General features: G+C 58.5%; 29 protein-coding genes. 22 read left to right on the top strand and 7 right to left on the bottom strand.

What is annotated here, in order from left to right; genetic code table 11:
* Nucleotides 1-27: 27 nt before the first annotated feature.
* Nucleotides 28-1041 carry a hydrogenase expression/formation protein HypE gene (gene hypE, locus IGNI_RS02535; RefSeq protein ID WP_011998525.1) on the top strand — a complete coding sequence of 338 codons (1014 nt, stop codon included), beginning with the start codon at nt 28-30 and terminating at the stop codon, nt 1039-1041.
* 1 nt (nt 1042) lies between these two features.
* On the opposite strand, the gene IGNI_RS02540 is transcribed toward hypE, so the two are convergent.
* Nucleotides 1043-1630 (bottom strand): hypothetical protein, encoded by a 588-nt coding sequence (locus tag IGNI_RS02540; RefSeq protein WP_011998526.1) that lies wholly within the window; start codon nt 1628-1630, stop codon nt 1043-1045.
* A gap of 44 nt (nt 1631-1674) precedes the next feature.
* The gene (locus tag IGNI_RS02545; RefSeq protein WP_011998527.1) at nt 1675-3279 is read right to left on the bottom strand and encodes an ABC-ATPase domain-containing protein; all 1605 of its coding nucleotides are present in this window, start codon (nt 3277-3279) and stop codon (nt 1675-1677) included.
* 39 nt (nt 3280-3318) lie between these two features.
* Here IGNI_RS02545 and IGNI_RS02550 point away from each other — a divergent pair, with 39 nt between their 5' ends.
* Nucleotides 3319-3606, top strand: coding sequence for a hypothetical protein (locus IGNI_RS02550; RefSeq protein WP_011998528.1), 288 nt, complete (start codon nt 3319-3321; stop codon nt 3604-3606).
* Here IGNI_RS02550 and IGNI_RS02555 read toward each other — a convergent pair.
* Nucleotides 3590-4048: an Lrp/AsnC family transcriptional regulator gene (locus IGNI_RS02555; protein WP_011998529.1), complete on the bottom strand. Its 459-nt coding sequence runs from the start codon at nt 4046-4048 to the stop codon at nt 3590-3592. The genes IGNI_RS02550 and IGNI_RS02555 overlap by 17 nt on opposite strands.
* 34 nt (nt 4049-4082) lie before the next feature.
* Between IGNI_RS02555 and pyrE the strand changes: the two genes are divergently transcribed.
* From pyrE to IGNI_RS02615, 12 genes are all read left to right on the top strand, one after another.
* Nucleotides 4083-4760, top strand: coding sequence for an orotate phosphoribosyltransferase (gene pyrE, locus IGNI_RS02560; RefSeq protein ID WP_083756882.1), 678 nt, complete (start codon nt 4083-4085; stop codon nt 4758-4760).
* Nucleotides 4751-5740 (top strand): methylenetetrahydrofolate reductase C-terminal domain-containing protein, encoded by a 990-nt coding sequence (locus IGNI_RS02565; protein ID WP_011998531.1) that lies wholly within the window; start codon nt 4751-4753, stop codon nt 5738-5740. Before pyrE ends, IGNI_RS02565 begins: the two co-directional genes overlap by 10 nt.
* A gap of 25 nt (nt 5741-5765) precedes the next feature.
* A complete protein-coding gene (locus IGNI_RS02570) occupies nt 5766-6551 on the top strand; it encodes a CBS domain-containing protein (protein WP_011998532.1) in 786 nt (261 codons plus the stop codon).
* Nucleotides 6548-7114, top strand: coding sequence for a hypothetical protein (locus tag IGNI_RS02575; RefSeq protein ID WP_011998533.1), 567 nt, complete (start codon nt 6548-6550; stop codon nt 7112-7114). The genes IGNI_RS02570 and IGNI_RS02575 overlap by 4 nt, the downstream gene beginning before the upstream one ends.
* Nucleotides 7115-7130: 16 nt before the next feature.
* On the top strand, nt 7131-7574 hold the full coding sequence (locus IGNI_RS02580; protein WP_011998534.1) for a hypothetical protein: 444 nt from the start codon (nt 7131-7133) through the stop codon (nt 7572-7574).
* A 94-nt stretch (nt 7575-7668) separates the two neighbouring features.
* Nucleotides 7669-8247 (top strand): DUF1028 domain-containing protein, encoded by a 579-nt coding sequence (locus IGNI_RS02585; RefSeq protein ID WP_011998535.1) that lies wholly within the window; start codon nt 7669-7671, stop codon nt 8245-8247.
* Between the two features lie 38 nt (nt 8248-8285).
* Entirely contained in the window at nt 8286-8510 is a 225-nt protein-coding gene (locus tag IGNI_RS02590) for a hypothetical protein (RefSeq protein WP_011998536.1), read from the top strand.
* A gap of 42 nt (nt 8511-8552) precedes the next feature.
* Nucleotides 8553-8765 carry a hypothetical protein gene (locus IGNI_RS02595; protein ID WP_011998537.1) on the top strand — a complete coding sequence of 71 codons (213 nt, stop codon included), beginning with the start codon at nt 8553-8555 and terminating at the stop codon, nt 8763-8765.
* The gene (locus IGNI_RS02600; RefSeq protein ID WP_011998538.1) at nt 8762-9193 is read left to right on the top strand and encodes a hypothetical protein; all 432 of its coding nucleotides are present in this window, start codon (nt 8762-8764) and stop codon (nt 9191-9193) included. Before IGNI_RS02595 ends, IGNI_RS02600 begins: the two co-directional genes overlap by 4 nt.
* Entirely contained in the window at nt 9190-9732 is a 543-nt protein-coding gene (locus tag IGNI_RS02605; RefSeq protein ID WP_011998539.1) for a hydrogenase maturation protease, read from the top strand. The genes IGNI_RS02600 and IGNI_RS02605 overlap by 4 nt, the downstream gene beginning before the upstream one ends.
* Nucleotides 9729-9977 carry a DUF211 domain-containing protein gene (locus IGNI_RS02610; RefSeq protein ID WP_238374098.1) on the top strand — a complete coding sequence of 83 codons (249 nt, stop codon included), beginning with the start codon at nt 9729-9731 and terminating at the stop codon, nt 9975-9977. Before IGNI_RS02605 ends, IGNI_RS02610 begins: the two co-directional genes overlap by 4 nt.
* Nucleotides 9974-10888 carry a TIGR00269 family protein gene (locus IGNI_RS02615; protein WP_011998541.1) on the top strand — a complete coding sequence of 305 codons (915 nt, stop codon included), beginning with the start codon at nt 9974-9976 and terminating at the stop codon, nt 10886-10888. The genes IGNI_RS02610 and IGNI_RS02615 overlap by 4 nt, the downstream gene beginning before the upstream one ends.
* Here IGNI_RS02615 and cyaB read toward each other — a convergent pair.
* Complete coding sequence (gene cyaB / locus IGNI_RS02620) at nt 10823-11344, bottom strand: class IV adenylate cyclase (protein WP_011998542.1); 522 nt, start codon at nt 11342-11344, stop codon at nt 10823-10825. The genes IGNI_RS02615 and cyaB overlap by 66 nt on opposite strands.
* A 67-nt stretch (nt 11345-11411) precedes the next feature.
* Between cyaB and IGNI_RS02625 the strand changes: the two genes are divergently transcribed.
* The 7 genes from IGNI_RS02625 to IGNI_RS02650 all read left to right on the top strand — a co-directional run bounded on the left by IGNI_RS02625 (nt 11412) and on the right by IGNI_RS02650 (nt 16835).
* Nucleotides 11412-11606 carry a zinc finger domain-containing protein gene (locus tag IGNI_RS02625; protein WP_011998543.1) on the top strand — a complete coding sequence of 65 codons (195 nt, stop codon included), beginning with the start codon at nt 11412-11414 and terminating at the stop codon, nt 11604-11606.
* Between the two features lie 12 nt (nt 11607-11618).
* A complete protein-coding gene (locus IGNI_RS02630; protein WP_052570471.1) occupies nt 11619-11894 on the top strand; it encodes an elongation factor 1-beta in 276 nt (91 codons plus the stop codon).
* A 74-nt stretch (nt 11895-11968) separates the two neighbouring features.
* Nucleotides 11969-12592: a hypothetical protein gene (locus IGNI_RS02635; protein ID WP_011998545.1), complete on the top strand. Its 624-nt coding sequence runs from the start codon at nt 11969-11971 to the stop codon at nt 12590-12592.
* Nucleotides 12589-13440: an MBL fold metallo-hydrolase gene (locus tag IGNI_RS02640; protein ID WP_011998546.1), complete on the top strand. Its 852-nt coding sequence runs from the start codon at nt 12589-12591 to the stop codon at nt 13438-13440. The genes IGNI_RS02635 and IGNI_RS02640 overlap by 4 nt, the downstream gene beginning before the upstream one ends.
* A gap of 29 nt (nt 13441-13469) precedes the next feature.
* Nucleotides 13470-14795 carry a glutamyl-tRNA reductase gene (hemA, locus tag IGNI_RS02645; protein ID WP_011998547.1) on the top strand — a complete coding sequence of 442 codons (1326 nt, stop codon included), beginning with the start codon at nt 13470-13472 and terminating at the stop codon, nt 14793-14795.
* Nucleotides 14796-14827: 32 nt separating this feature from the next.
* Nucleotides 14828-14926, top strand: a complete 99-nt coding sequence (locus tag IGNI_RS07930; RefSeq protein WP_202943259.1) for a hydantoinase/oxoprolinase N-terminal domain-containing protein — start codon at nt 14828-14830, stop codon at nt 14924-14926.
* Between the two features lie 28 nt (nt 14927-14954).
* Nucleotides 14955-16835 carry a hydantoinase/oxoprolinase family protein gene (locus IGNI_RS02650; protein WP_238374113.1) on the top strand — a complete coding sequence of 627 codons (1881 nt, stop codon included), beginning with the start codon at nt 14955-14957 and terminating at the stop codon, nt 16833-16835.
* On the opposite strand, the gene IGNI_RS02655 is transcribed toward IGNI_RS02650, so the two are convergent.
* Both IGNI_RS02655 and IGNI_RS02660 read right to left on the bottom strand, forming a co-directional pair.
* Nucleotides 16828-17682 carry a hypothetical protein gene (locus IGNI_RS02655; RefSeq protein ID WP_148202218.1) on the bottom strand — a complete coding sequence of 285 codons (855 nt, stop codon included), beginning with the start codon at nt 17680-17682 and terminating at the stop codon, nt 16828-16830. The genes IGNI_RS02650 and IGNI_RS02655 overlap by 8 nt on opposite strands.
* Before the next feature lie 69 nt (nt 17683-17751).
* Nucleotides 17752-18798 carry a hypothetical protein gene (locus tag IGNI_RS02660; protein WP_011998549.1) on the bottom strand — a complete coding sequence of 349 codons (1047 nt, stop codon included), beginning with the start codon at nt 18796-18798 and terminating at the stop codon, nt 17752-17754.
* A 164-nt stretch (nt 18799-18962) separates the two neighbouring features.
* Here IGNI_RS02660 and rgy point away from each other — a divergent pair, with 164 nt between their 5' ends.
* Nucleotides 18963-22742, top strand: coding sequence for a reverse gyrase (rgy, locus tag IGNI_RS02665; RefSeq protein WP_011998550.1), 3780 nt, complete (start codon nt 18963-18965; stop codon nt 22740-22742).
* Here rgy and IGNI_RS02670 read toward each other — a convergent pair.
* Nucleotides 22724-25543 carry a DEAD/DEAH box helicase gene (locus IGNI_RS02670; RefSeq protein ID WP_011998551.1) on the bottom strand — a complete coding sequence of 940 codons (2820 nt, stop codon included), beginning with the start codon at nt 25541-25543 and terminating at the stop codon, nt 22724-22726. The two genes, rgy and IGNI_RS02670, sit on opposite strands and share 19 nt — an antisense overlap.
* Nucleotides 25544-25577: the final 34 nt, after the last annotated feature.

Consider the following 25577-nt stretch of genomic DNA (forward strand, 5'->3'; position numbering starts at 1 on the left):
TCGTAGCCGACCGCTGGGACCCAAGCCTTGAGCGTTACCCTAGCGGTCGGGGGAGGAGGGAGGGAAACCGAAGAGTTCATCAAGAACTTCATACTTCCCTTGTTCAAGATAAGGAGCTTGGGGAGCGTGGGCCTGGACGACTTGGAGGACGGGGCCGCGGTCCCCATAGGGGACAACAAGTACTTAGTGGTCTCCGTGGACAGCTATACTGTCAGCCCCCCGTTCTTCCCTGGGGGCGACATAGGCAAGCTCGCCGCTACGGGCTCCCTCAACGACGTCGCAGTAATGGGCGCAGAGCCCAAAGCGCTTATGGACGCCATAATAGTTGAGGAGGGGTTCAAGTTAAGCGACTTAAAGACGATATTGAAATCTATGTCCGAAGTTACGAACTCCCTAAACGTGGCGCTGCTCGGAGGGGACACTAAGGTCATGCCAAAGGGCAGCGTAGATAAAATAGTCATCTCGACCGTCGGTATAGGGATAGCAGAAGGACCCTTGCTGACCTTAGACCGGGGGGAGCCGGGGGACAAGGTCCTAGTCACCGGGCCGGTGGGCGACCACGGCGCCACCATCCTCGCCCTCCAGTTCGGCCTACAAGTGAAGACGCTGAAGAGCGACGTCAGGCCGGTGTGGCCAGCAGTTAAGGCGTTGAGGGAAGCGTTGGGCGAGGACTTGAAGGCCGCTAAGGACCCCACCAGAGGGGGCTTGGCTATGGCTCTCAACGAGCTCGCGGAGAGGAGCAAGACCACAGTATACGTCGAGGAGGCTAGGGTGCCGATAAGGGAGGCCGTCAAGGAGTACGCGGAGATGCTGGGGGTGGAGCCCCTGGCCTTGGCCAGCGAGGGGCAAGCGGTCTTCGTAGTTAAGGGGGACAGAGCGGAGGAGGCGCTGGAGGTCTTGAGGAAGGCGGGCTTCGAGGAGGCCGCGATAATAGGGGAGCTGAGGAAGGGCAAGCCCGGCTACGTGATATCGCGCACCCCCGTCGGCGGGCTGAGGCTCTTGGAGAAGCCCAGCGGGGAGCTGGTGCCTAGGATTTGTTGAACTACCTAGGCTCCTTCCGGAGGACTTCCTTCACCTCCAAGTACGGCGCCGACCCCCGCGCCACCGCCTTCGCTATCGCTACGACCTCCTCCGGCTCGGGGCACCAGAGGCCAGCTGCGTAAACCCAAGCGGTCCCGTCCGTAACTACGCTATCGCACTTGGAGAGCGGGCCCCCGGGAGGGCCGGGCAAGTTGACGGGCCTCGAGTGCCCCAGGCAGAGCAGCTTCAGCTTCAAAGTCTTGTTAGAAAACTCCTCCGGGTCCTTCACGAGCTCGACTAGCCTCGCAGTGTTGTTGGAACAGAAGAGGTAAGTTTTCCCGAACGTAATTGAAGAGTTATCGTACCTCAAGACCAACGTCGTCTCGTTCTTAATTTTTATGAATAGCCTTACGGAGCGGAGCGACTGGGCGCAGGCCTCCCCCTCCCGCCACACCTCCACGAGGGCGCCGTCCGCGCGGGCCCGGTAACAGAAGTTCGGGAGCGTCAAGGGGAGCTCCAACGTGTCGTTCCAGTAGCCCAAGTACTGGAGGGCCAGGCCGTTCAATGTTACGTTGTGGACTACTAAGATTAGAGAGCAGAGCGCCCCCAAACCCCGTTCCCGGGGAACGGGGGCTCGGCGCCCGTAACCTGTCATCACTCGCGGGGAGCTCTCTGCCGGCCAAGTGTCGTCATCGCCTCCCAAGAGACCGCCTCAAGGTCCGGCGCCCTGTTAATGACGAACGCGAGGTCCAGCGCCCTCACCTCCGAGCACTCCGGGCCCGCGCAAGCGTCCCAAGGGTCAGGGACGCGGAGGTCCCTCAGCTTGCCGGAGAAGGGCCTCTCCAAGAGTTTGGCGAGGAAGTTCAGCTGGCCCTCCTCCTCCAAGTGTACGTTCGCCTCCGTCTTCACCGGGGACTTCCAAGACTTGCTCTCCAGCCAAGGCCCCCTTACCTTGACCTTCTCCGCCCCCGGACGGCGGAGCTCCCTCGCCCTAGGAGGGGAGTACTCGCTCGGGGGCGCCCTTACTTCTATCCTCTTAGCCCTCTCGGTGACGTCGTGAGGCTTGTAGTTCTTCATGTAAATTACCGTGTCAGAACGCGCCACCACGGGTGCGGAGCCTCCGGAGACCAGCACCAAGCTCAAGCCGAACTCCTTCAAGCTCTCCAACTTCTCCGACAACGTTTCGACAGTCTTTATATCGTATATTTCGTTCAACCTCTCGTCGAAGTGTAAGAAGTTAGTGGCGGTGTAGTCCTCGTCTATTATCAAGGCCCTCGAGCCCGCCTCTACCGCCTCTTGAAACGAGGCCGCCGCGCTGGTGGCCCCGGAGGCGTCGTCCGTGGAGAACCTTTCCGAGCCCTCCAGCTTTATGAAAGTGGAGACGTCCACTCCCGCCACCCGCCTCCCGTCTTCTGACCTAACGTAGAACATGTTCTTGTCGCTCAGTACGAACTCCCTGCCGTCCCCCGGTATGTGGTCCCAAACCCCCTTTGCCAACGCCTCTATTAAGGTGGTCTTGCCGTGGAAGGCCGGGCCGGTGACGGAGGTTATCCCCTTCCGGACCCCCATGCCGCTTATAGGCCCCTCGTTGGTCTCTATCTCCACCCTCAGGCTGGGAGGGCTCTCGAAGGGCACCGCCCCCTCCAAGGGCTCCTCGCAGTCCCCGCACCTCCGCGGCAAGACGCTGCCGTCCGCCACGAAGGCTATCAACCCTTTTTCGGCCATCTTCTTCCTTATCTCTTGTTGTACCTTCCAGACCTTGTTCCACCGCTCCAAGTCCTCGTCCCTTGAAAGCGCCTCCTCAACGGCTTTGGGGAGCTTCCTCAAGAGCAGCTCCGAGGCGCGGTCGGCCAAGACCCTCCTTCCCCTGGAGGGCAAGCCGACCCAAATTCTGAAGGCTATCTTATTGCCGAAGCATTTAACTGAACTCCTCCTTAGGATAGCGTTCGAAGGCTTGGGAACTGCCAAGAGGCCGCTCTTCCCCTCCCCCATTTTGGAGCTGTACGCCCTCAAGGAGGCGTATAATTTCCTTAGGAAGTAGTCCTCCGCGGGCAAGGGGAGGTCGCACCGGGCCGGGGCCTCGGCCCTAACCACGCTGGGGGGCGCGAAGGGGTCCCCTTGCACCCTCGCGACCTCGAAGGCGAGGCGCCCTACGGAGAACCGAACCCCCTTGAGCTCCTTGTAAGCCTTGTATCCCCTTCCGTCTATCTTCGCCAAGATTTTCTCTACGTCCACGGCCGAGCCCAGCCGTGCTCGCAAGGTTATTAATTTCGGTGGGCCCCGGCTGGGGGGAACGACTTGAACGACGACCTATACCTCCTCGCCCTCATGACCGCCGCCACGTTGGCCGGGGTGCTCACGGCGCTGGCCGCCACTTTCATTTTGAACAAGAAGAAAGAGGAGGAAAAGAAGTACGTAACTGTGGTCAAGTGTCCCAACTGCGGTTACGAGGAGAAGAGGGAGTGGAGGGAGGGGGACTTCGTAGGCATGGTTGAGGGGCCTTGCCCTAAGTGCGGAGGGATGAGGGTGGTGTGGAACATTTACTTGGAGGACCGCGAAGAGGAGCGCCCTAAAGGGGAACCCTGAAGTCCTCCTTGACCACGTTGAAAGCTATGTGGGTGACGCTCTTCTTGATCTCCTTCCTCTCTAGCAAATCCTTAACGAAGAAGTCTAAAGCCTTCACGTCCTTAAACTTAGCAATCAACAGTACATCGTAATCTCCGGTTATGTCATATATAGCAATTACGTTTTTTATGTTTTTCAGCTCCTCCTCCAATTCCTTCAATTTTGAGCCTTCGACGCTCAACATTATTATTGCGGTCACTTGGTACCCTAGGACGGAGAAGTCCATCAGCGGCACGAACCCCTTTATTATCCCTTTTGAGAGCATCTTCTTCAAGCGGTTGTGGACCGTCGCGGGGGACACGTTGAGCTCTCTCGCTATCTCCCTAACCCCCTTGCGGGCGTTCTCCATCAGTAAGGAGAGGATCTTATAGTCCAGCTCGTCCAAATCCTTATGGCCCCTCATAATCCCCTTCAGCTCCGGTCCTCGGGAGAGCCTCGTGAGACTGAAGAATTATATGGAGGCGTTCACTATAGCGTCCTTCGCGGAGCTGCCGTGGACCGGCTCCACGCTCGACGCTGAGGCCTTGCTGGAAGCGGCCCAAGACCCGATGGCCGTGCTGAACTTCGGAAGGTGCTACATAAAGTCCTACCTGGCGAGGAGGATTCAAGAGTGCGGGCTGGTAAAGAGGGGCACCTTCATACTCTCCTCCGGGAAGCGAAGCGACGTTTACGTAGACATGAGGAAGCTTTGGAGCTTTCCCAAGCTCGCTAGGTTAGCAGCACTGCTCATGTCCGCCCTAATAAGGTCTAAGGTGGAGTATGCGACGATAGTCGGAGTGGCCACCGGCGGGATACCCCTCGCGGCCCACTTGTCCGTAACCTTGGGTTGGCCCATGGGCTACGCGAGGCCGAAGAGGAAGGAACACGGTCAAATGAGGCTGGTAGAGGGCGTAGAGCCCGGCCAGAAGGTAGTTGTAGTGGACGACGTGACCACCACCGGCGGCAGCTTGGCGAAGACCATAGACGCCTTGAGGGACTTCGGGGCAGAGCCTGTCTTGGCGGCCGCCTTGTTGGACAGAGAGGAGGGCAGCGTAGAGGAGATAGAAAAGAGGGGCGTGGAGTTCATCAGGTTGTTGACTCTTAACCAAGTGTTGAGGGGGTTGAGGTGCGAGTGATCTGCCCTAAGAAGATGCTCAACGGCCCTTGCGGAGGCGTGAGGGGAGAGCTCTGCGAGGTCGACGACTTCAAGTGCCCCTTCGTCGAGGCGTTTAGGAACTTAAGGAGCTCCGAGTACCTAAAGCCCTTGTTGGACCCCGGGTTCAAGGTGGGCTGCGAAGTCGTAGAGGTGGAGCCCTCCCCGTACGTCAAGAAGCTCGAGGACTTCGCGGTCTCGGCGGAGGTCGAACCTTGGGGGCCGGAGGAGCTGGAGAGGGCCTCGAAGTGGAGGGTGGACGCGCTGAACGTCACCGACAACCCCCTGGGCTTGCCCCACTTGGACTCGGTCTGGGCATCGGCCGCGCTGGCCTCCAAGGGAAAGGAGGTCATAGCCCAGCTGACTTGTAGGGGGAGGACGAGGGAGGCGCTCGCTTCCTCCTTGCTCGCGCTTGATGCCTCTGGGGTCAACAACGTTTTAGCCTTGACGGGCGACTGGGCCCCCAACGCGGCCTTCGACCTAGACGCGGTGAGGCTCGTCTGCTTGGTACAAGCCTTGAGGAAAGGGGTCGACTGGGAGGGGAGAAAGACTAGGAGGGTAAGGCTTTCGGTGGGGGTGGCCTCCAACCCGTACTTCAGTTACGAAGAGAAGAGGCTCTTGAGGAAGGCCCACGCCGGGGCCCAGTTCGCCCAGACACAACCGGTGTTCAAGAAGGAACTGTTGTACAAGATAAAGAAATACCCCCTCCCCACCGTGCCCAGCCTCTTGCTCACCACCTCTAGGAAAGTGGTGAGGGCATTAATGGAGAGGGGAGTGGACGCGAAGGAGTTCTACGAGGAGCTGGTGAAGGCTAAGAGGGAAGGCAAGGCTGACGAGCTCGTGCTCAAGAAATCCCTAGAGATGTACGAGGAGGCCTACTCGTCGGAGCTCCCCGGGGTACACTTGATGGCCCCCGGCAGGCCGGACTTGCTCGAGCGCTTCCTAGAGCTTTTGAGGCTTTAGTCCGATGGGCCCTCGGGTAGGCGTTTTGGAGTGGCGCCCGAGACACTACATCAAGGTAACCGACTACGCCTCTAAGTCGGTTATTAAGGTGCTTCCCGCCGACAGCTTGCTCGACGCGGCCAACCTCATGATAAGGTTCAAAATAAGGCACTTGCCCGTTACCGACACAGAGGGCAGGGTGATAGGGCTAATAGGCATAAGGGACGTCGCGGACGCCTTGCTCAAGAAGGGGAGAGAGAGGCTGGAGGAGGAGAAGGTCGTCGACTGGATGAACGACCAGCCCGTGAAGGTGAGCGAGGACGTCTCGTTGCACAAGGCAGTGGAGTTGATGTTGGAGACCGGGGTAGGCTCCATAGTAATTACGGACGATATGGACGTAATAAAGGGGATATTGAGCGAGAAGGACGTGGTCAAGTTCCTCTCCGTGGTACCCTCCATAGAGGCAGTAGCGAACGTGGCCTCGCCGATAAGCACCTACGTTTTGGCTGGGTCGTCGGTGAGGGAAGTGTTAGAACTGATGATGGAGCTATGGTCCAAGCACTTAGTTATGAGTAGGGAGGGCAAGGTGGTTGGCGTGATATCCATGCTAGACTTAGTGAAGAAGGCGCTGGAAGACGGCCTTTCGGCCCCGGCGGACGACGCGGTCAAGAGGACGGAAGTCCTACCCCCTGAGGCGCCCATCTCGCTCGCCGCCGCCATAATGGTATCCAAGAACAAGGAGGCGCTCTTGGTCGGGAGGAAGGAGCCGGACTCGATAGTTACTGAAAAGAACATGGTGAGGGGCGCCTTAGAGGTGCTGTCCAAGCTATGATCGTGGCGCTGGGAAGGGGGCTGGAGGCCTACATAATCTTCAAGGGCGAGGTCCTCGCCTTCGAGCCGGAGGGCGGGGAGGGGCTGTTCACGGGCTCCCCTCCCCGCTTCCTCAAGCCCTCCGGGGCCGGCTCCCGCGGGCCCTTCTCGTGGAGGCCGCTGGAGTTCGAAGGCCTTAGGGGAAGGGTTACCGGCTACGAGGTGCTAGTAGGGGGGACTAGAGTAGTATACGCGGGGGGAGCGAAGGAGCCCTTTTCGGTCGAAGCCGACGTGATCTTGGCCCCCGCCGGAGGGGGTTGGTACATGGACGCCAAGGGCTTCTGTAAAACCTTGAGGATGTCGAAGTTTAAGGTAGCAGTGCCCATAGCTGTTTGGAACCCCGGCACAAACCTCCCCCTTGAAGGAATAGAAGAAGTTAGGAACGAGTGCAGGGGGTTCAATAGGGTAAGGGCAATGGGGTCTTGGAAAGTTCATTTTAAGGGGGGAAAAGCGACAGTTGCCCTAATAGAGCCCGGGAGACCACAACTTATAATCAAAAAGCTTTTAAAGAGCGGGAGACTATAGTCACACGGTGGCCGGTTTGAACGCCGCCGATCAGAGAGCTAGGCTCGCGAAGGAGCGCCGAGCGGTGCTGGAGTACCTAGCGCTGAAGGCGCTGGCGAACAAGAAGAACGTCCTCCAAGCGCTGTACGAGTACTTGGTCCTCAACACCTCCCCCAGCGAGGCCGCTAAGAAGTACGGGATAAACAAGACCCAACTAAAGAGCACCGCCTACCAGCTGATGAGCAAGGGGAGGCCCGCTCTGGTGGTCAAGCTCATGAAGCTCGCTTGGCCCTACATAATGGAGATAGAGCCCTTAGTTGAGAACAACTACTGCAAGGCTTGCAACTCCGTGATCCACACTAACCACGCCGAACCCCACATAGCCGTGAGGCACCAAGACATAATACAGAAGACCGCCCTAGAGGTTGAGAGGAAGCTCAAGGAGGCCATAAAGGCGAAGAAGCAAGTGGTCCGCGCTTGAGGAACACCCCGGTCTTTTCTCGCTCACACCCCAGTTTCACTTCCCTCCTCGCGCTCATTCCTCGCCCCGGACCTAAGGTGAAGAGGGGGCAGAAGTGACCTATACCGTAGTGGCGCGCAAGGGGGCGGAGTTGGCCTCCCTAACGGTTTCCCCCTCCCCCGGAGTGGGGAGGAGGGCCGTCTGGTGGGGCCCCAAGGGGGTGGTAGTGGTCCAAGGCTACTCCTCAAGGGAGCTCGCGAAGGCCGCCTACGAGAGGATAGACGACCCCGAGGAGGCGTTGGAGGTCGTGCTTAACGACCCCCTGGCGGGCTACCGCCAAGCGATAGTGGTGCCCCGGGAAGGTGAGGTGCAGAGCTTCACCGGGGTAGGTACCTTGCCGGCCAAGGGTTTCGTCAAGAGGAGGTTGGGGGAGTTGGAGCTTTATTGCATAGGCAACGGCCTCGCGAACGCAAAGGTCTTGACCTCCTCTTGCTCCACGAGCTCTAACGACGTACTCAAGGCGGTCTTCGAAGTCGCTCGGGTGGCGGAAGCTTACGGGGGCAACCGGCCCGGCTCCAAGAGCGCCGCGCTGGTTTACCTAGGCAATTTTAGCTTCTTCGAGGAGGTGCTTAAGTCCGAGTCCCCGGTCCACCGCTTGTGGGCGGAGCTGGTGGCTCCCACGCCCCTTTATTAGTCCCGAGGGGGCCCTACAACGCATCGGGTGGTCCAGCGGTGAGGAGAGGAATGACGGACCTAGCTATAATAGCGTTCGCGGTGGCGACCGCTACCTTCATGTTGTCCATGATAATGATAGGAGCAATGAACGCCCACATGAATCAGATGGAGAAGCAAGTGGAAGTCCTAAGCAAGAACTTGGACGCGATGAAGGTTCAAGTACAAGCGCTGAGGGCCCAGCTGGAGCAGCTGATAAAGTACAGCCCTCTCTACAACGGGTAAGGTTTTAACTGGTTACATAGTGGTCTTTTTCTGGACGGGAGCATGAGTTTCTTCTTCTCCTTCATAAAGAAGGAGATTGAGGCCACCATAAAGGAAGCCGTGCTCCCCTTGGGGGAGTTGGAAAAGATCTACTCTTTTAAGGATGCTCAAGACTTAGACTCCAAAGCCTTGGCGATCGCTAAGGCCCTCGGCGTGGACGACGAGGAAGACTTGATTAACGCTATAAAGAGGGCTCTCAGCGGAAAAGGGCGTTGAAGAGGCTCTTGGGCTACGTCTCCTCGACCGCTTGCGAGGACTCATTGAAGTTGCACATAATATTTGAAGGCCCGCTGAAGGAGAAGCTCGCGAAGAAGGGCGTCGAAGTAGTGGACGCCTCAATAGACGCCATGGCCTTCGCGGACGTGCTCAGGAGCAAGGAACCAGAAGAGGTCTTGCTCGTAGGAGTTAAGAAGAGGGGGAGGGCGCCGGGATTTTACTTGTGGAGGCCGGAGGAGCTGAAGGTCGAGGACACTTACGCCCTCTCCAAGCTCGCCCAAGCCACCCTGACGGGCTGGCTCGACGTGGACGCGCTGATAGACGGCCTCCGGGTGTTCGCCCCCGAGTACGTAAGTAGGATAAGGGTGCTCGAGTGCGAGCCCCCTTGCGGGGACTGGGAGAGGGCTTTGGAGGAGGTGTTGGAATGAGGCGCGCGCTGGTCCTAGGGCTGGGGAACCGGAACCTCGGGGACGACGCCGTGGGCAGCTGCCTAGCCGAAGCCTTGGCGGCGAGGGCCCCGGAGGGGGTGGAAGTGAAGGACGGGGACGACATGGGCTTGGGCCTCTTGGGCTTCCTCGAGGGCTACGATTTGGTAATATTCGTGGACGCATCTCCGGACGTAGAGGACGTGGAGGCCTTCCTCATAGAGGCGGAAAAGGCGGAGTTGGAGGAAGCGAGGGAGATGGTCCAAGACAGCCACAAGGCCGGGCCCGTTGCGCTGGCGGTCCTAGCTAAGAAGTCCGGCCTATTTCAAGGGAAGGCTTACTTCGTCGCCTTCAAGCCCGAGAGCTTGTGCTTTATGTGTAAGCCCTCCGAGGCCAGCTTGGAGAGGGCCCTGAAGGCGGCCGAACTCGTTAACAAACTGTTACAGAAGGAAGGCTTCCCCCAGTTCGACTTGGAGGGGCTTCGGCTCGACCTAATTAGGACGTGTGAGAAGTCCTCTGTCGAGGCGTCTTGGGCCGTTTGACGAAGGTCGTTTTGGACGCGGTGAAACCGATAAAGGGACCCAGTATAGTGGACGTCTCCAAAGAATTAGCCGACGCCGGGGGAGTGGGGAAGGTCATCATAAGGGTGGACGAGGTGGACGTGGGAAGCATAACTATGACCATAACTATAGAGGGTAACGACATAGACTTCGACAAGGTAGTAGACGTCCTCGAGAGGTTAGGGGTGGTGATCCACTCGATAGACGAGGCCGAGGCCGAGCCATGAGGTGTGCAGTCTGCGGAAAGAGGGTCGTGGCCAAGGACTACTCCGGGAGGCCGCTCTGCGAGGAACACTTCTTACAGAGCGTGGTGGAGAGGGCAGAGAAGGAGCTGGAGGGGGTAAACTCTAAGATTTTGCTCGCGGTCTCCGGCGGGAAGGACTCGTTAGTACTCATGGACGTGGTCGCCCAGCTGCGGGACCCGAAGGACTTGGTGGCGGCCACCGTGGTGGAAGGGGCCCCAGGAGGGTACAGAGTTAAGGAAGCTCAAGTCGCCAAAAGGTTCGCAGAAAAGCTCGGAATAAAACACATTACAATTACGTTTAAGGAGCTGTTCGGGAAGAGCTTAGAGGAGATGGTTGCCAAAGGGAAGCTCAGTCCTTGCACTTACTGCGGCGTCTTCCGCAGGAGGGCGCTGGAGGTCCTCGCTAGGAGGTTGGGCGCCGTGGTGGCGACCGGCCACACCTTGGACGACGAGGCCCACACGGCCCTCTTGAATTTGTTGAGGGGCTCTTGGGACGACCTCTTGAGGCTGAACGCCAAGAGCAGGATAAAACCGCTAAGAAAGGTCTACGAGAGGGAGGTGTCTATATACGCGTACATAAAGAAGTTCCCCTTCCAGAGCGAGGAGTGTCCGTACATAGTTAGGAGGCCCTCCCTGAGGGGGAGGCTGAGGGAGGAGCTCTTCGAGTACGAGAGGGAGAGGCCGGGGACGCTCTTCAAGTGGAGGGAGAGGTTCGAGGGGCTCGGGGAGCCGAAGAGGCGCTTCAAGCTCTGCGAGCGCTGCGGCTTCCCGACCTCCCCGAACCGGAGGGTCTGCAAGGTCTGCGAGCTGGCAGAGGAGGTGGGGGCCTCAGTGCCCAGACTCGAGGAGCATCTCCAAGTAGGTCTTCTCGACGACCTCGGCGTCCGGGAATAGGGACGCAAGCTCCTTGAGCTCCTCCGGCCCGGCCCCCTCCGACTCTATCTCTACGAAGTAGCCGAGGCCCTCCACGTAGTCCAGAGTTATTGTGGCGCCCTTCGCCTTCCAGTACTCCCTCTTTTTCCTGACCACTGCGACGGGCTTCAAGCAGAGCTTTTCTAAGAAGGCCTTTAGTTTCTCGCAGCTGCCCACTTCGGTCTCTATCTCCTCCCTCCCCTTAACGCCCTCGACGACCTTCTTGGGGCCCTTGTAGGTCAAGAAGCAACGGTCGCCCCTCCTCCTAAGCCTGACCGCCTCGTCCGTCTCGGCGAAGTTCCTACAACACCCCCCAACGCAGTCGAAGTTGAAGTAGACGTCCTCCTCTTCCGCCTCGCCCGCGAACTGGGCGAGGCCCTTGATCACCTCTCTGGCCCTTTCGGGGTCCCTAACGCGGAGCTTGACCTCGAGCTCCAAGCCTACCGCCGCCCCACCTTCATCCTTTATAATTTAGCCCTTTGCGCGCGGAGGGGGTGAGAGAGGAGTGGCCTCTGAGAGCTCTGTGGCCAGGCCGCCCGTGTGTAGCAGCTGCGGGAGGTTGGTGGTCCCCCTCGAGAAGGAAGTAGGGGTCCACTTCCGGTGCCCCAACTGCGGGGAAGTGATCATCTGGCGCTGTCCCAAGTGTAGGAAGCAGAGCAAACCCTATAGGTGCCCCCGCTGCGGCTTCGAAGGACCTTAAGAGGTGGTCGCGATGGTGAAAGTATTAGTCGTAGCTAAGGTCTACCCGGACAGCGTGGAGAGGAACTTGGAAGAGATGGTAGAAAACATAAAGAAGAGCTTGCCGGAGGGGTACGAGCTCCTCCAGTACCAGAAGGTCCCGGTGGCCTTCGGCCTCAACTTGTTGAAGGTATACGTAGCCATGCCCGAGGAGACCGAAGGCGGCACGGAGAAGCTCGAAGAGGTGTTGAAGGGGGTCGAAGGGGTCAGTGAGGTAGAAATAGAAACGGTCCACAGGATGAGCTACTAGCGCTTTTTGGTATAACCGACGCGAGTACTCCCCTATATTAGGTATGAGGGCGACTGACCCTTAGGGGCCGCCCGATGAGCTTAGCCCTAGCGCGCGTAAGGGAGTTCTTGGAAGAGTACGGGGAGAGGGCGGCCCTCGTGCTCAAGGCTGCCCTCCAAGTTACTGACAAGTACAGGGCGGAGGGCAAGAACGCGCTGGGGGACTTCGACTACAAGGGGCTTACCCAAACTCTGAAACTGATGGGGGTGGAGTACAAGCCCTCCTTGCTCCTATCGAAGTTAGAGAAAGAGTACGGAATAATTGAGACCACCTACAAGTCGGGAAACCAGCACTGGTGGAGGTTCGTAGAGGAGGACGCCGTAAGGGAGGCCTTGGAAGAGGAGGACGAAGTAGAGGACCCCAAGTTGGTGATGCTGAAGGTCCAAGCGGCCGCGTTGGGGCTGGAAGAAATTAAGGGGAAGCTCAAGCTCCTCCTCTCCAAGAAGAGGCTGAGCGCCTCGGACAAGAAGTGGTTCCGGAACTTCGCGTTCGAAACGCTACCCTTGGTAGCGAAGCTCGCGCAGGAGGTAGTGGAGGAGGGCTACGAGGACCCCGAACTCTTGGAGGCTTTGAGGGTTCTGAAGCTCTCCCTCAAGGTGGCGTCCAAGCTCAAATCTAAGGTCCCGCTCGACTTGCCCTCCTTGGAGGTGGAGGAGTGAGCTGGGAGCCCCTAGCTTCGGAGACCTTGGGAGTTAGGAGCATGGCCCTCGCGGTGGGAAGGGTAGTCATAGACCCCTCCGCCTCCCTGGCCCCCAAGCGGTTCGGCTTGCCCCCTCACCCCTTGGAGTGGGGGGCGCTGAAGGAGGCGGCCGAGAGGATAGTGAGGGCCGTGGAGAGGAGCGAGGCCGTCGTCATAACCCACTACCACCGCGACCACTACAACCCCGGCTGGCTCTACGACTATTCCGTTTACGACGGAAAGACCCTATTCATTAAGGATCCCAAGAACAACATCAACGTCAGCCAGAAGATAAGGGCGCACAAGTTCTTGAAGGCTCTGGAGAAGATGAAGGTGAACGTTCGGGTCGTGGTGGCCGACGGGAGGGAGTTCGAGGAGTTCGACCTCTCCTTCTCCCCTCCATTAGTGCACGGAGAACCGAAGTTGGGTTATGTAATAGCCGTCAAAGTCGGGAAGGTCTTGTTTACCTCGGACATAGAGGGAGGGGACGAGGCCGCTAGGGAGTGGGCCAAGTCCCAAGGGGCCGAAGTGTTGATCGCCGACGGCCCTCCGCTGTACTTAAAGAAGGAGTTCGACGTGGAGGGCTTCAAGGAGTTCTTGCGCTCCTTCCCCTTCGCGGTGGTGGACCACCACCCGGCCCGGGTGGCCTCTTGGAGGGAGGCCTTGGGGCCCGTGAGGGCCTACTCGGACGTCTTGGGGGTCGAGGAGAGGCTCTTGGAGGCCAAGAGGAGGGAGCTGTACGAGCTCCACCCGGTGGAGGAGGGGTGGTTTAAGTTTCGCTTCCGAGACATGAGGTCTATCTATTTTACAGAAAACCCTATTAATTAGGTCACGGGGCTTCAGACGGCGATCAATCAGTGCCCGCCGCCGCCAGAGTGCCCCTCTTCGTTGACGATTTGGTGATGGTAGGGGTAAACTACAAGACGTCCGGGAAGGAGCTGGTCGAGAAGGCCCAGTTCCCCGACCCTCTGGCGGCCTACTCGGCGATCAGCAGGATACCGGCAGTGAGGGAAGTGGTCCTACTCCAGACTTGCAATAGGGTAGAAGTTTACGCAATAACGACTAACAAAAAGGCCACTGTAGAGTCCATCAAGAGCTTGTTGGAAGCTAGGGCGGGGGAGCCCATACCGGAGGAAAAGTTCGTCATTTACTACGGCACGGACGCCGTGAGGCACTTGTTCCGCGTGGCAGCTGGTTTGGAATCCATGGTGCTCGGAGAGCCGGACATATTGAGGCAAGTTAGGGAGGCGGCGGAGTTCGCTGCCAAAGAGGGGTACATAGGTAAAGCGTTGAAGCTGACGTTCGAGAACGCAGTAAGAGTGGGGAAGAGGGTGAGGACGGAGACTGCGCTGGGGAAGGGCAGCATAGGCATCCCCTCTGCCTCGGTCAAGCTCTTGGAGGAGCTGATAGGGCTCGAGGGGAAGAAGCTGCTCGTGGTGGGCGCCGGGATGGCCGGGAGGGTGGTGGCAGTCAACGCAGCGAAGAGGGGAGCCAAAGTGATAATCGTTAACAGAACTTTAAGCAAGGCGAAAGAGCTGGCCGAGGAGGTCGGCGGGGAGGCCTACCCCTTGGAGGAGCTCCCCCGGCTCCTAAGGGAGGCGGACGCGGTGGTGGTCGCCGTGGGAGGGGGGAGCAAGGTAATAACTAGGGACGCGGTGGCAGAAGTAAACAAGAAGCTGGTGATAGTGGACATTTCCGAACCTCCGGCCGTAGACCCTGGAGTTTCCTTAAACCCCTACGTGATATACAAAGACATGTTAGCGGTGGCGGAAGTGGCGAACAGGGGACTGGAGAAGAGGAAGTCAGAAATAAAGAGGGCCGAAGACATAATAGAGGCGGAGCTGAACAAGTTCGTTAACTTCGCCCAGAGGGTGTTAGCGGACAAGATCTTAAGGGAGTTGATGGAGAAGGTAGAACAGATTAGAATAAACGAGCTCTCCAAGGCGATGGCCAAAGTACCCCAAGAGTACGCAGAGGTGTTGGACAAGATGACGTCGTCCCTAGTCAAGAAGGTTCTAAAGGACGTCATCTTGAAGGTGAGGGAAGCTGCCGGGAAGGGGGACCTAACCACCTTGAGGATAGTGGCGGAAGTCTTCGACTTGAAAGAGTCCTTGAACAACATAGAAATAATATACGATTACAACGGCGTGGAACAAGAGCTCAAACGGAAGCTCGAGCTTTAACCTCCGCCTCCGTCGCCCCGCGGGCACGCCCTTTGTGGAGGGTCGCGGTAGACGTAGGCGGCACGTTCACGGACCTCTTCGCCGTGGGTCCCAGAGGTTACGAAAGGGTCAAGGTGCTCTCCACCCCCTAAGGCCCCCGAGAGGGGGGCCCTAGAGGCGATAAGGGAGTTCCTCCGCAAGACCCAAGTCGAGCCGGAGGACGTGGGCATAGTGGTTCACGCTACCACGATAGCCACCAACGCGCTGTTGGGACAAGAGGGGCTGGAGCTGGGAGAGGTAAGCTTGGTGACCACCAAGGGGTTCGAAGATATAATAGAAATTGCTAGACAATCGAGGCCCGCGCTGTACGACTTCTCCGGGAGGCGGCCCAAGCCCCTGGTGCCCCCGGAGCTGCGCTTCGGGGTGGAGGAGAGGACCTCTTGGGACGGGAGGGTTCTGAAAGAGGTAGACGAGGGCGAGCTGGCCTCCCTCGCCCCCAAGCTTCGGGGCACGGTCGCCGTGTGCTTCTTACACAGCTACTCCAACCCCCACAACGAGGCCAAGGCCAAGGACGTGTTACGGAACTTGGGCTTCGAGGTAGTCGCCTCCCACGAGTCGGTTATGGAGATGAGGGAGTACGAGAGGTTCAGCACGACCATAATAAACGCCGCCTTGAGGCCCGTGGTCAGCTCGTACCTCCTCAAGTTCCGCAAGGGGTTGGACGAGCTCGGGATAAGGGCTCCGCTCATGGTGGTCGCCAGCTCCGGGGGGCTGGTGGACGAGGAGGAGGCCAAGGCGAGGCCCGGCCAGCTGATAGAGAGCGGGCCGGCAGGAGGGGCGGTGGGCGCGGCCGCCTACGCGGCCGAGTTGGGGGTTGAGGAGGCCTTGGCCTTCGACATGGGCGGCACCACCGCTAAGGCGAGCGTGGTGGTTAAGGGCAGGCCGGCGCTGGTACACGAGTACGAGGTCGGCGGGAAGGTCCACGCCGGCAGGGTGGTGAAGGGCTCCGGCTACCCGGTTAGATACCCCTTCGTGGACGTGGCCGAGGTCTCCGCGGGAGGGGGGACCGTAGCGTGGGAGGAAGGAGGGGCGCTCCGCGTGGGGCCCAAGTCCGCGGGGGCCGACCCGGGGCCGGCGTGTTACGGCAGGGGAGGGAAGCAGCCCACCGTGACGGACGCGGACCTCCTCTTGGGGCGCCTCCCCGAGGAGCTCCCCACCGGGTTGAAGCTTAGGAGGGACCTAGCCCTCGAGGCCTACTCCGAGCTCGCCCGGAGGCTCTCCGCGGAGCCCTTGGAGGTGGCGGCAGCAGTAATAGAGGCGATAACTGAGGAGATGGCCAGAGTGGTGAGGGTAGTGACGGTCGAGAGGGGCTTGGACCCCTCAGACTTGGTCATGATAGCCTACGGGGGCATGGGGCCCCTCCACGGCCCCGAGCTGGCGGAGTTCTTGGGAATGAAGGAAGTCCTCGTGCCCCCCGGGGCGGGGGTCTTCACAGCCGTAGGCATGCTGTTCGCCGACGCTATGTATAGCACATCAAAGACCGTTAACGCCCCCGCGGACGAGGACTTGGAGCCCACCTACGCCGAGCTGGAGGGGGTAGCAGTTTCGAGGATGAAGGCAGCTTCCATGGAACCCGACGAGGTGTTGAGGACTGCCGAGGCGCGCTACGAAGGTCAAGGGTGGACGGTGGAGGTTCCTGTGCCGAGACCCTACTCGCCCCAAGCGGTGAAGAGGGCCTTCGAGGAGGAGCACGAGAGGAGGTACGGCTTCACGTTGGACTCCGAAGTAATCGTGGAGACGGCGAGGGTTTATACGATTCACAAGTCACCGAAAGTTAGGGTAAAGGCCCCTCCGACGGGCCCGGAGCTCCTCTGGGAGGGGGAAGCGTGGTTCCTCAAGCGGGGCTGGGAGGAGGCGAGGGCCTACGCGAGGTTCGGGAAGGGGGAAGTGGAGGGGCCGGCCATAATAGTGGACTACGACTCGGTGACCCTAGTGCCTCCGGGGTGGAGCGCCAAGGCGTTGGAGGACGGGAGCTTGTTGCTCAAAAAAGGCTCTACTTGAGGAACCACTCCAAGGGCACAGTAGCTACTCCCTCGCCCAAGCCGCCGGCGGTGGCGGCGGCCACGTAACCCTCTCCCCTAGCTACGTCGTACACCTCGGGAACGCCGACCGCCACCTTAGTAGCCCCGTTCTCGACCAGCACCAGGCCCATGTTGGTGCCGCGCAGCCCTACGATCGCCTTGTCGGGGGAGAGGGCTAGGACCGCGCAAGCCCTACCCTTCTCAGGCGTCCAAACGAACACCGTGACGTTGCCGGTGACGCTGAAGGCGTTCAAGGTACCGTTGTGAACGTAGAACACTATGCCTCCGGTGTAGTCAGCGTCCCTAACGGTGACGTTGGTTATCATCCTGACAGCGTTGCCCTCGTACAAGTAGAGGCCCTCGTCGCCGAAGAACAGCAGCGCCTCGCCGCCCTCCACCTCGGGCGCCGGGGCGTTCACCTCCTTGACCAGCGTCGCGGTGGTGCCGTTCAGCTTGAAGAAGTAGGCCTTGAGACCCTCCTCGTCGCGCACGGTGACCACTGCGGTGCCGTTGTAGTAGGCGCAGTCCAAAGAGGTGCCAGTCACGGAGGGGTAGCTCTCGTTGCCCAACACTATGTCCTCTATCGGGTAGTAGGTGTTGTTGGTCACTAGCACTAGGTGCGTGAGGTTCTCGGCGGAGGTGCTTACTAGGAAGCCTCCGGGTATTGAAGTCACACAGGTGACGTTCTCGCCCAGGTCGAACTGGGCGACCGTGAGGCCGCTGGTGGCGTTCAGCAAGTACAGCAGGGGGCCTTGGGAAGCCGCTACTAAGTTCCCGTTAGCTGCTAGGGAGCTTATCAACCCTATGAGGAAGAACGCGCCGTACACCACTTTTCCCTACGGGTGAGGAGAGCGGGGACGAAAAAATCTACAAGGTTGGACGAGGTGGAAAGGCGCTCACTCCGCGGAGGCCTCCGCGGGCTGGAGCTCCTTCTCCATGAGCTCTCTGGGCGGGTAGCCCAACTCCTTGAAGAACATCTTGGTCTCGTTGTCCAGCTCGTCCAGCTTGTCCTTTATGGCGTAGTAGAGCTTCTCCAAAGCGGTGTAAGCCCTGCTGGACAGCTTGCTCTTGAACCAAGTTATGTCCTTGGCGTTGCCCACTTGATCGCTGAAGTCGTAGTTCCAGTACTCATCCTTAGTTCTTCCAGTTATCAAGTACTCGAACTCCAGCAACAGAGTGCCCCTGGGTATTATGTAGTCCCCGAAGCCCTCGAGCATGTTTATTATTTGCCTCTTTATCTTGCTCAAGTTCCTTATGCCGGCGAGCTTGTTGGGGCTGGGCCTTATCTTTATAACTTGAAGTATTCCGAGGAAGGTCATTATCAAGCTCAGGTCGCTGACGGGCTCGTACCACGGCCTCCCCTCCACGCCCTCAATAGCCGGGGTTCTGTTCAGAACTTGCCTGGCGAGCAACAAGTTGTAAGGGCTGGCTTGCTTGAACTTCTCCAACAAGGCCAGCTGGCTCAGGCTGCTCACTTGGGTCACGCCGAACATGGTGTGTCTGGCCGGCGTGGTCACCATCAAGTTCACGTAGAAGCTGAACATCAACGCCGCGGACGGGTCGTCCTTGAGGACGTCGTAGACGAACTGGCTCACCGGGGTCCTCCTCACCGCCAAGCTGGTCAGCCTGCTGGGCACCTCGTCGTAGGAGACCACCTCCAGCACGTTGAAGGCTTCAAGAACCCTCAAGTAATACAGCAGGTCGGTCATGCCGAAGTTCTTGAGGCTGGGGTACTTGTCGCCCAGCTTGTCCACGTGCGTCATCCCGCCGAGCATGTCGGAGAGCCTTACCCCCTTGCCGTAGGGCTCGTCCGCGTTCACTAGGAGGTCTCGGTAGAACTCGAGGAAGCCCCTGATGTTGCTAAGCTTCCCTTGAGCGGCAGCAATCACTTCTTTGAACCTTTTGGGCGTCCAGAGTTCGGGGCTTAACGGTATTACTAACATCTTCCTCCTCCCCGAGCGTTCCTAAGGGGAAAGGGGGATATAAATAACTACGCGCAGCCCCGCTACCTACCTTTATGCTCCCTACACCCTTCAGTTGCCCTTGAACGACGCTGCGTCCTTTTGAAAAACCCTTAAGCCGGCTACGCCGCCGCGGGGCCGAAGGCTTGTACGCTTCCTACCGACGCTCGTGCCCCTCGTGCGGAGGGGAAATAGAGGACGTCAACTTGTCCTTGGGCTTGCCTTGCGACAAGTGCTTGAGGGTTGTGGGCTTAGAGAGCTTGAAGTTAGACCCTTCTAAGAAGGACTCGCCCTCCGTCCGGAGGAGGCTGATAGAACTAGGGGGGCCCTTAGGGGAAAGCTTGAAGCTCGAAGAGGAGCTGGAGTCCTTGGAGAAGGTGTTCCAAGAAGTCTTGGGAGCCCCCATGTGGAGCGCCCAGAGGGCTTGGGCCCTGAGGGCCCTGAGGGGGGAGAGCTTCTCCATAGTGGCCCCGACGGGCATGGGCAAGAGCACCTTGGGTGCGCTCCTTTCTGTGTATCTGAGCCACAAAAAGAAGAAGAAGAGCTACATTATAGTCCCCACCACGCCGCTCGTAGATATGATGTTCAGAAAGGTCTCCGCCTTCGCGGAGGCCTTCGGCGTCCGGGCGGTTTACTTCCACTCCAAGATGTCGCCCTCTCAGAGGAAGGAAATGAAGGAGAGGCTCCTCTCTGGGGACTTCGACGTACTCATTACTACCTCCAGATTTCTAATAAATAATTTAGACTTACTGAAGAATTACGAGTTCGGATTCGTCTTCGTCGACGACGTCGATTCAGTCTTGAAGAGTCCCAAAAACGTGGACAGGATATTAATGGTGTTAGGCCTCCAAGAGTCAGACGTCAAAAGGCTGGAGGAGGTAGACAAGGAGCTCTCTAGGAAAGCACAAGTGTTAACGAAGCTTCAAGATTTGCAGAAGAGATACCAACTCTTAAAGGAGATGAGAGAGCTAGAGGAAGAATTGGAAGATTTGAAGAGGAAAGTTAAGGGGAACTTGATAGTAAGCTCTGCTACGGGGAGAGCGAAAGGGAATAGGGTAAGGCTCTTCACGCGCTTGTTGGGCTTCACCCCGGGCGGCGTCGGAGAAGGGGTAAGGAACGTGGTCGACTCCTACTCCCGCTCCTCGGACGTCGTGGAAGTGGTCAAGAAGCTGGGCAAGGGAGGGCTGGTCTTCGTCCCCGCCGACTTGGGAGCCAAGGGAGCCGAGGAAGTCGCGGAGGCCTTGAGGGCCGCCGGGGTTGCAGCTGAGGTCGCGACCTCGGAGAGGATCGGCGTCATTAAGGACTTTGAGGAAGGGAGGGTTGAAGTCTTGGTGGGCGTGGCCACCCACTACGGGGTGTTGGTGAGGGGCATAGACTTGCCCCACGTGGTGCGCTACGCCGTCTTCGTAGGCGTGCCCCGGTTCAAGTTCAAGCTGAAGCTGGAAGAGCCCTCGCCCATGACCATTTATAGGCTCTGCTCGTTGGCGGCCAGGTTCTTCGAGGAGTGTGCCTCCCTCTACGCCAAGCTGCGCAAGTGGGTCCAGAGGCTGGGGCCCGCGGGGCTTCAAAGCGTAGAGGAGGCCTTGAAGGAGGGAAGCGCCTCCACCCCGGCCTCTAAGGACTTCATGGAAGCTTATACCAAACTGAAAGAGATAATAGAAAAAACGGATTTCATTGAAAAACTCAAGGAGTCCGGCGAAGTGGACGTGGTAGCGGAGGACTCTCTGTACGTCTTGATTCCCGACGCCGCCACCTACTTACAAGCCTCCGGGAGGACGTCCAGGCTTTACGCGGGAGGCGTCACCAAGGGCTTGTCCGTAGTACTGGTGGACTCGGAGCCCCTCTTCAGAGGCCTCAAGAAGAGGTTGGCGTGGGTGGTGGAGGAGTGGAAGGAGTTCGAGTCCTTGAACTTGAGTGAGCTGCTCAAGGAGATAGACGAGGATAGGAAGAAGGTCTTAAAGGTCATCAGGGGGGAGCTAAAGGTTGAAGAAGTTCGAGACCTCATGAAGACCGTACTAATGATAGTTGAGTCGCCCAACAAAGCTAGGACGATAACGAGCTTCTTCGGGCGCCCCAGCGTGAGACAAGTGAAGGGCGTGAAGGTTTACGAGGTCACCTTGGGGGACAAGCTCTTGTACGTGGCCGCCAGCGGAGGCCACGTGTACGACCTAGTCGAAGAGGCCGACCCTTGTAACGAGGAGCCTTGCATGCTCTTCGGCATAAGGGTAAAGGACGTGCCGGAGGAGGTGCTGAGCTCCATAAAGCGGTGCGCCGTGTGCGGCCACCAGTTCTCGGGGGACGTGAAGGAGTGCCCGAGGTGCGGCTCGCCCTTCATAAAGGACGCCAAGGACGTGGTGGACGGGTTAAGGGAGCTCGCCCAAGAAGTGGACGAGGTCCTAATCGGCACGGACCCCGACACGGAGGGGGAGAAGATAGGCTGGGACTTGAAGAACCTAATATCCCCGTTCGCGAAGAAGATAAGGAGGGCCGAGTTCCACGAAATAACGAAGAAGGCAATATTGAAAGCGTTGGAGAACCCAAGGGACTTCGACATGGGGTACGTTTGGTCCCAGATGGTCCGGAGGGCCGAGGACAGGCTGACAGGCTTCACCTTGAGCCCGAAGCTCTGGTTCGAACTGTGGCCGCAGCTGTGCGAGGTCTCCAAAGAAATGAAGAAGAAGCTGCTCGGGTGTCCGCTCACTAGGAACTTGTCCGCCGGAAGGGTCCAGACCCCCGTCCTCGGGTGGGTAATACAGAGGTACGAGGAATACGCCAAGTCCAAGAAGAAGTTCTACATAATAAGGTTCGACGGACGCGAGCTCGAGTTCTCCGAGGACGAGTTGAGAGGCTTCTCCAAAAAGCTCGCAATAGACGGGAAGGTCAAAATACTCAAGGTAGAGGAGGAGGTAGAGGAGCTCAAGCCCTTGCCCCCCTACACCACAGACACCATGCTCGAGGACGCCTCCAAGCTGGGGCTGGACCCCTCGAGAGCTATGAGGGTAGCCCAAGACTTGTTCGAGATGGGGTTCATAACTTACCACAGGACGGACTCCACCAGGGTGTCGGACGCGGGCATAGCGGTGGCGAGGGAGTGGATAACCTCCAAGTTCGAGGGCTTGTTCGCGCCCAGGAGGTGGGGGGAGGGAGGGGCCCACGAGGCGATAAGGCCCACGAGGCCGCTGAGCGCGGAGGACCTCAAGAGGTTAATAGAGGAGGGCATGATAACGCCCCCTAGGGAGCTCAGCAAGCAACACTTCATGTTGTACGACATGATATTTAGGAGGTTTATGGCAAGCCAGATGAAGGAGGCGAAGGTTAAGAAAGCGGTGTACGAAATAACGGTTGAGGAGGGAGGTGCGGTAGTAGGCAAGAAGGTTTTGGAGAAATACGTAGAAAGGGTGTTCGACGGCTTCCTCTTAGTATACCCTATAGTCAAGATAGAGAGCCTCCCCGAGGGGGAGTACGAGGTTAAGGAGGTTAGGGCCGTCTCCCGCCACACGGTGCCCTTGTACACCCAAGCCGACCTCATAAGGCTCATGAAGGAGAGGGGGCTCGGCAGGCCGAGCACCTACGCGAAGATAGTTAGTACCTTGCTCGAGAGGAGGTACGTAACTCTGAGCAAGGTGGGCAAGAAACTCGTCCCCACGGTTAGGGGCTACGCTGTGTACTCGTACCTCACCGGGAAGGTAGTGGGCGCCGGCTGGGTTAGGAAGGCGCTGGAGGTCATCATAAATCCCGAGGGCAAGTCTAAGTACTTCCAAAAGCTGGTGGAAGAAGAGGCCACTAGGAGGTTGGAGAAGGTCATGGACGAGATAGCGGAGAAGAAGGACGAGAAGATGTATATTAACGTACTCAAGGATATCATAGAGGAGACCAAGGTTATTCCTTTCCTAAGCGACAAGGGCGCTCAGCCCAGCCTCCGGTAGACCTCTTCCAACACCTTCAAGTAGTCTTCGTCCTCCTCCAGTTTGATTCCGAGCTTGTCCGCCATCAGCTTCAGCGAGGACTCGCTGTTCAACTTCCTCCTCACCAGCGTGTATAAGTTCGTTACCAGCCCCCTGGTCGCGGCGGCCAAGTAGCTCTTGTAGACCAGCGGGTGGTCCTTGAGCGTCGCCTCGAGCTTCCTCTCCGGCATGTAAGTTACCGCCCTCCCGCTCGTGAACACGTCCACCAAAACTAACAAGTCCTTCGGGTTTGTAAACTTCTTCTTCACTACGTTATTTCCTTTCTTTACCATTATAACGTCGTCAAATATCAAGAAGTAGTTGGCCTCCTTAGGTTTAGCCTCCATCTCCTTGATTGCCTCCAAGCCCTCGAACGCCTTCCCTCCCATCTCGGAAGTTAAGAAGGAAGCCAGCTCCTTGAGCTCGTTCCACCCCTCCTTCTTCAAGAACTCGCTTACCGAGTAGGGGTCCACCATTAAGGCCACCACTTCTGTGAGCTTGTCGTGTTTGTGGGACCTCACCTCCTCGCTCACGGCGTTCCAGTCCAAAGACTTCAAGAGGCCCGAGGCCTCCCTCTCCCACACCACCACCTCCTTAAAGCGGCCTTTCTTCAAGCTGTATGCTATTTCTGTGATGTCTATTGATTCTCTCACCCTCAAGACGGCGAGGGCATAGGCCAAGGCCGCGTAAACTTCCACTTCCTCCCAGTTGTCGCTTATCGGGTAGGCGTAGCCGTAAGTGTAGTCCTCGTACTCCCCGTAGACCCGCACGTCCAGCGCCACCTCTTCCCGCTCGTAAACCGGGACGTAGCCCTTGCCCACCTTCTTCAAGTCCGCTTTGACCGACTCTATTATCCACTTCACGTGCAAGGGCTCCTCTGTCAGCTTGCCGAAGCCCCCCTCCGGGGGCCTCACCAACAGCTCAACCTTAGAGGTCAGCTTGCCGAACTTGTAGTCCTTTTCCGGCGTGGTCCACGTCTCACCCCACTTGGACTTTATCGTGTGGTACTGTTGGACGGCCTCGAAGGCCCAGCGGTAGCGCTTGACGGCGTCGCCCAAGGGCATTTCCAATATCCCCTTTTCGTCCACCTCCACGACCACGGCGTCGGAGGAGTAGTCGAACGAGCCCGGCTGGAACCTCTCCACCAAGTCCCTCCTCCCCACCGGCTCGAGCCTCTCCTCCGAGCCTCCCCTCAGAACCCTCCTCGGCACCCCGTACGGGGGGCCGTACTCGTAGAAGCCCAAGTTCCTCCAGACCCTCTTGCCCTCGGGGGTCAGCCTCCCTCCTTCGTAGAGGCCTAAGGACTTCAACACCCTCTCCTCGTCCTCCCTCATTATTTGTCCGGCGACCGCCTTCCACAGGCCGGTGAACATCTTCACCCACTCGTTGGTGGTATCTACGTAGAGCTTCTCCAAATCCATCTTTGCCCATTCCAACAGCGTGGAGGTCCCGTACTTCAACATCTTCTTGTCCCACTGGCGGAAGGGCAGAATTACGGTCTCCGTGAAGGCTATGTCGCCACGTCTCCCCTTCCTACCCTCCCTCTGTTTGAACTCCCTTACGGTGTCGGGCAAGCCCACGTGAACTACCCTAACTACGTGGCCTATGTCTATTCCTTGGGCTAGGGTCTTAGGGGATATTATTACCTTCAACTTGCCCTCTCTGGCCATTTCCTCTATCTTGCTCCTCCTTTCTTTAGAGACCATGTAGTGGTGGGTAGCCACTTTGTCTTGTAGGTTCGGGGGGAGCCTGTGCTTGACCTCGCTCGCGAGCTTCTCCGCTTGCCTTATGCTGGGCACGAACACTAAGGTTAACCCTTCCCCCTCACACGTGACGTAGGAAGAAATTATCTCGGCGAAGTCCATCGAAGGGGAGGGGACCCTTACTCCCTTACTCCTCAACACTTCTACTATAGTAAACACGTTTTCCTTGAATACGTCGTAATCGGTCAAGGCCTCCGCAAGCTGCGGGACCTTGGAGATTACCTCCTCCCTCCTCGCCTTTATCCTCTCCCACAGCTTCTTCAAGTCCTTCGATATGACTAGGTACCCTCTGTTCTCAACCTTGAACGGCTTCCCGGTGACTACCACGCTCTCCCTCCCCGTAACGTCCTCCAAGAGCTTCGCCACTTGCTCCGCGTTGCCCAAGGTGGCAGTTAACAAGACCACTTGTGGGGGCTTCTCGGCGTAGGAGGAGATTACCTCTATCATGCCCAATATCGCCGAGGTCCCGTGGGAGCCATAGAAGTCGAGCTCGTCGAAGACCAGTAGGTCAACTTTGAACAAGAACTCCCTTAAGTACCCCCTTCCCTCCGCAATCCTCTTCAAGTCTTGCATTAAGAAGGCCGGGTTGGTAGCGACTATCTTGGCGGAGCTCAAGTCGCCCAGCCTCTTGACCGTGGTAGAGTCGACCTTCACTACCGCCTCCGGCACTCCCAAGTCCTCGAAGTACTCCTTGAGCCTCCTCAGCTGGTCGGAGGAGAGCGCCAGGGTAGGGTAGACCGCTAAGGCCCTCATACCCCCGCGCACCGCGGCGAGCGCCCAAGCCTCGGTCTTGCCGGAGCCCGTGCCCGCCACCAAGATTACGTTCTTGCCCTTCTCGAGGGCCTCCACGGTCTCCACTTGGTGCTTGTAAGCGTACACCCCCTCGAGCCTCTTCAGCCCCGGCACCAGCTCGTCGAACCTGACGCCGCTGAGCTCGGGCTCGCTCGGGGGCTCTCGGTAAGACTCGAAGTCGTAGCCCATTGACCTCAGCAGCTCTCCGCTGTCGCAAGGCTTGAGCATTTCACTTGCTCCTAACGCCCCCACGAGTCGGAAA

Origin of the sequence: Ignicoccus hospitalis KIN4/I (genome assembly GCF_000017945.1) — an archaeon.
In the GTDB taxonomy this organism is placed as follows: domain Archaea; phylum Thermoproteota; class Thermoprotei_A; order Sulfolobales; family Ignicoccaceae; genus Ignicoccus; species Ignicoccus hospitalis.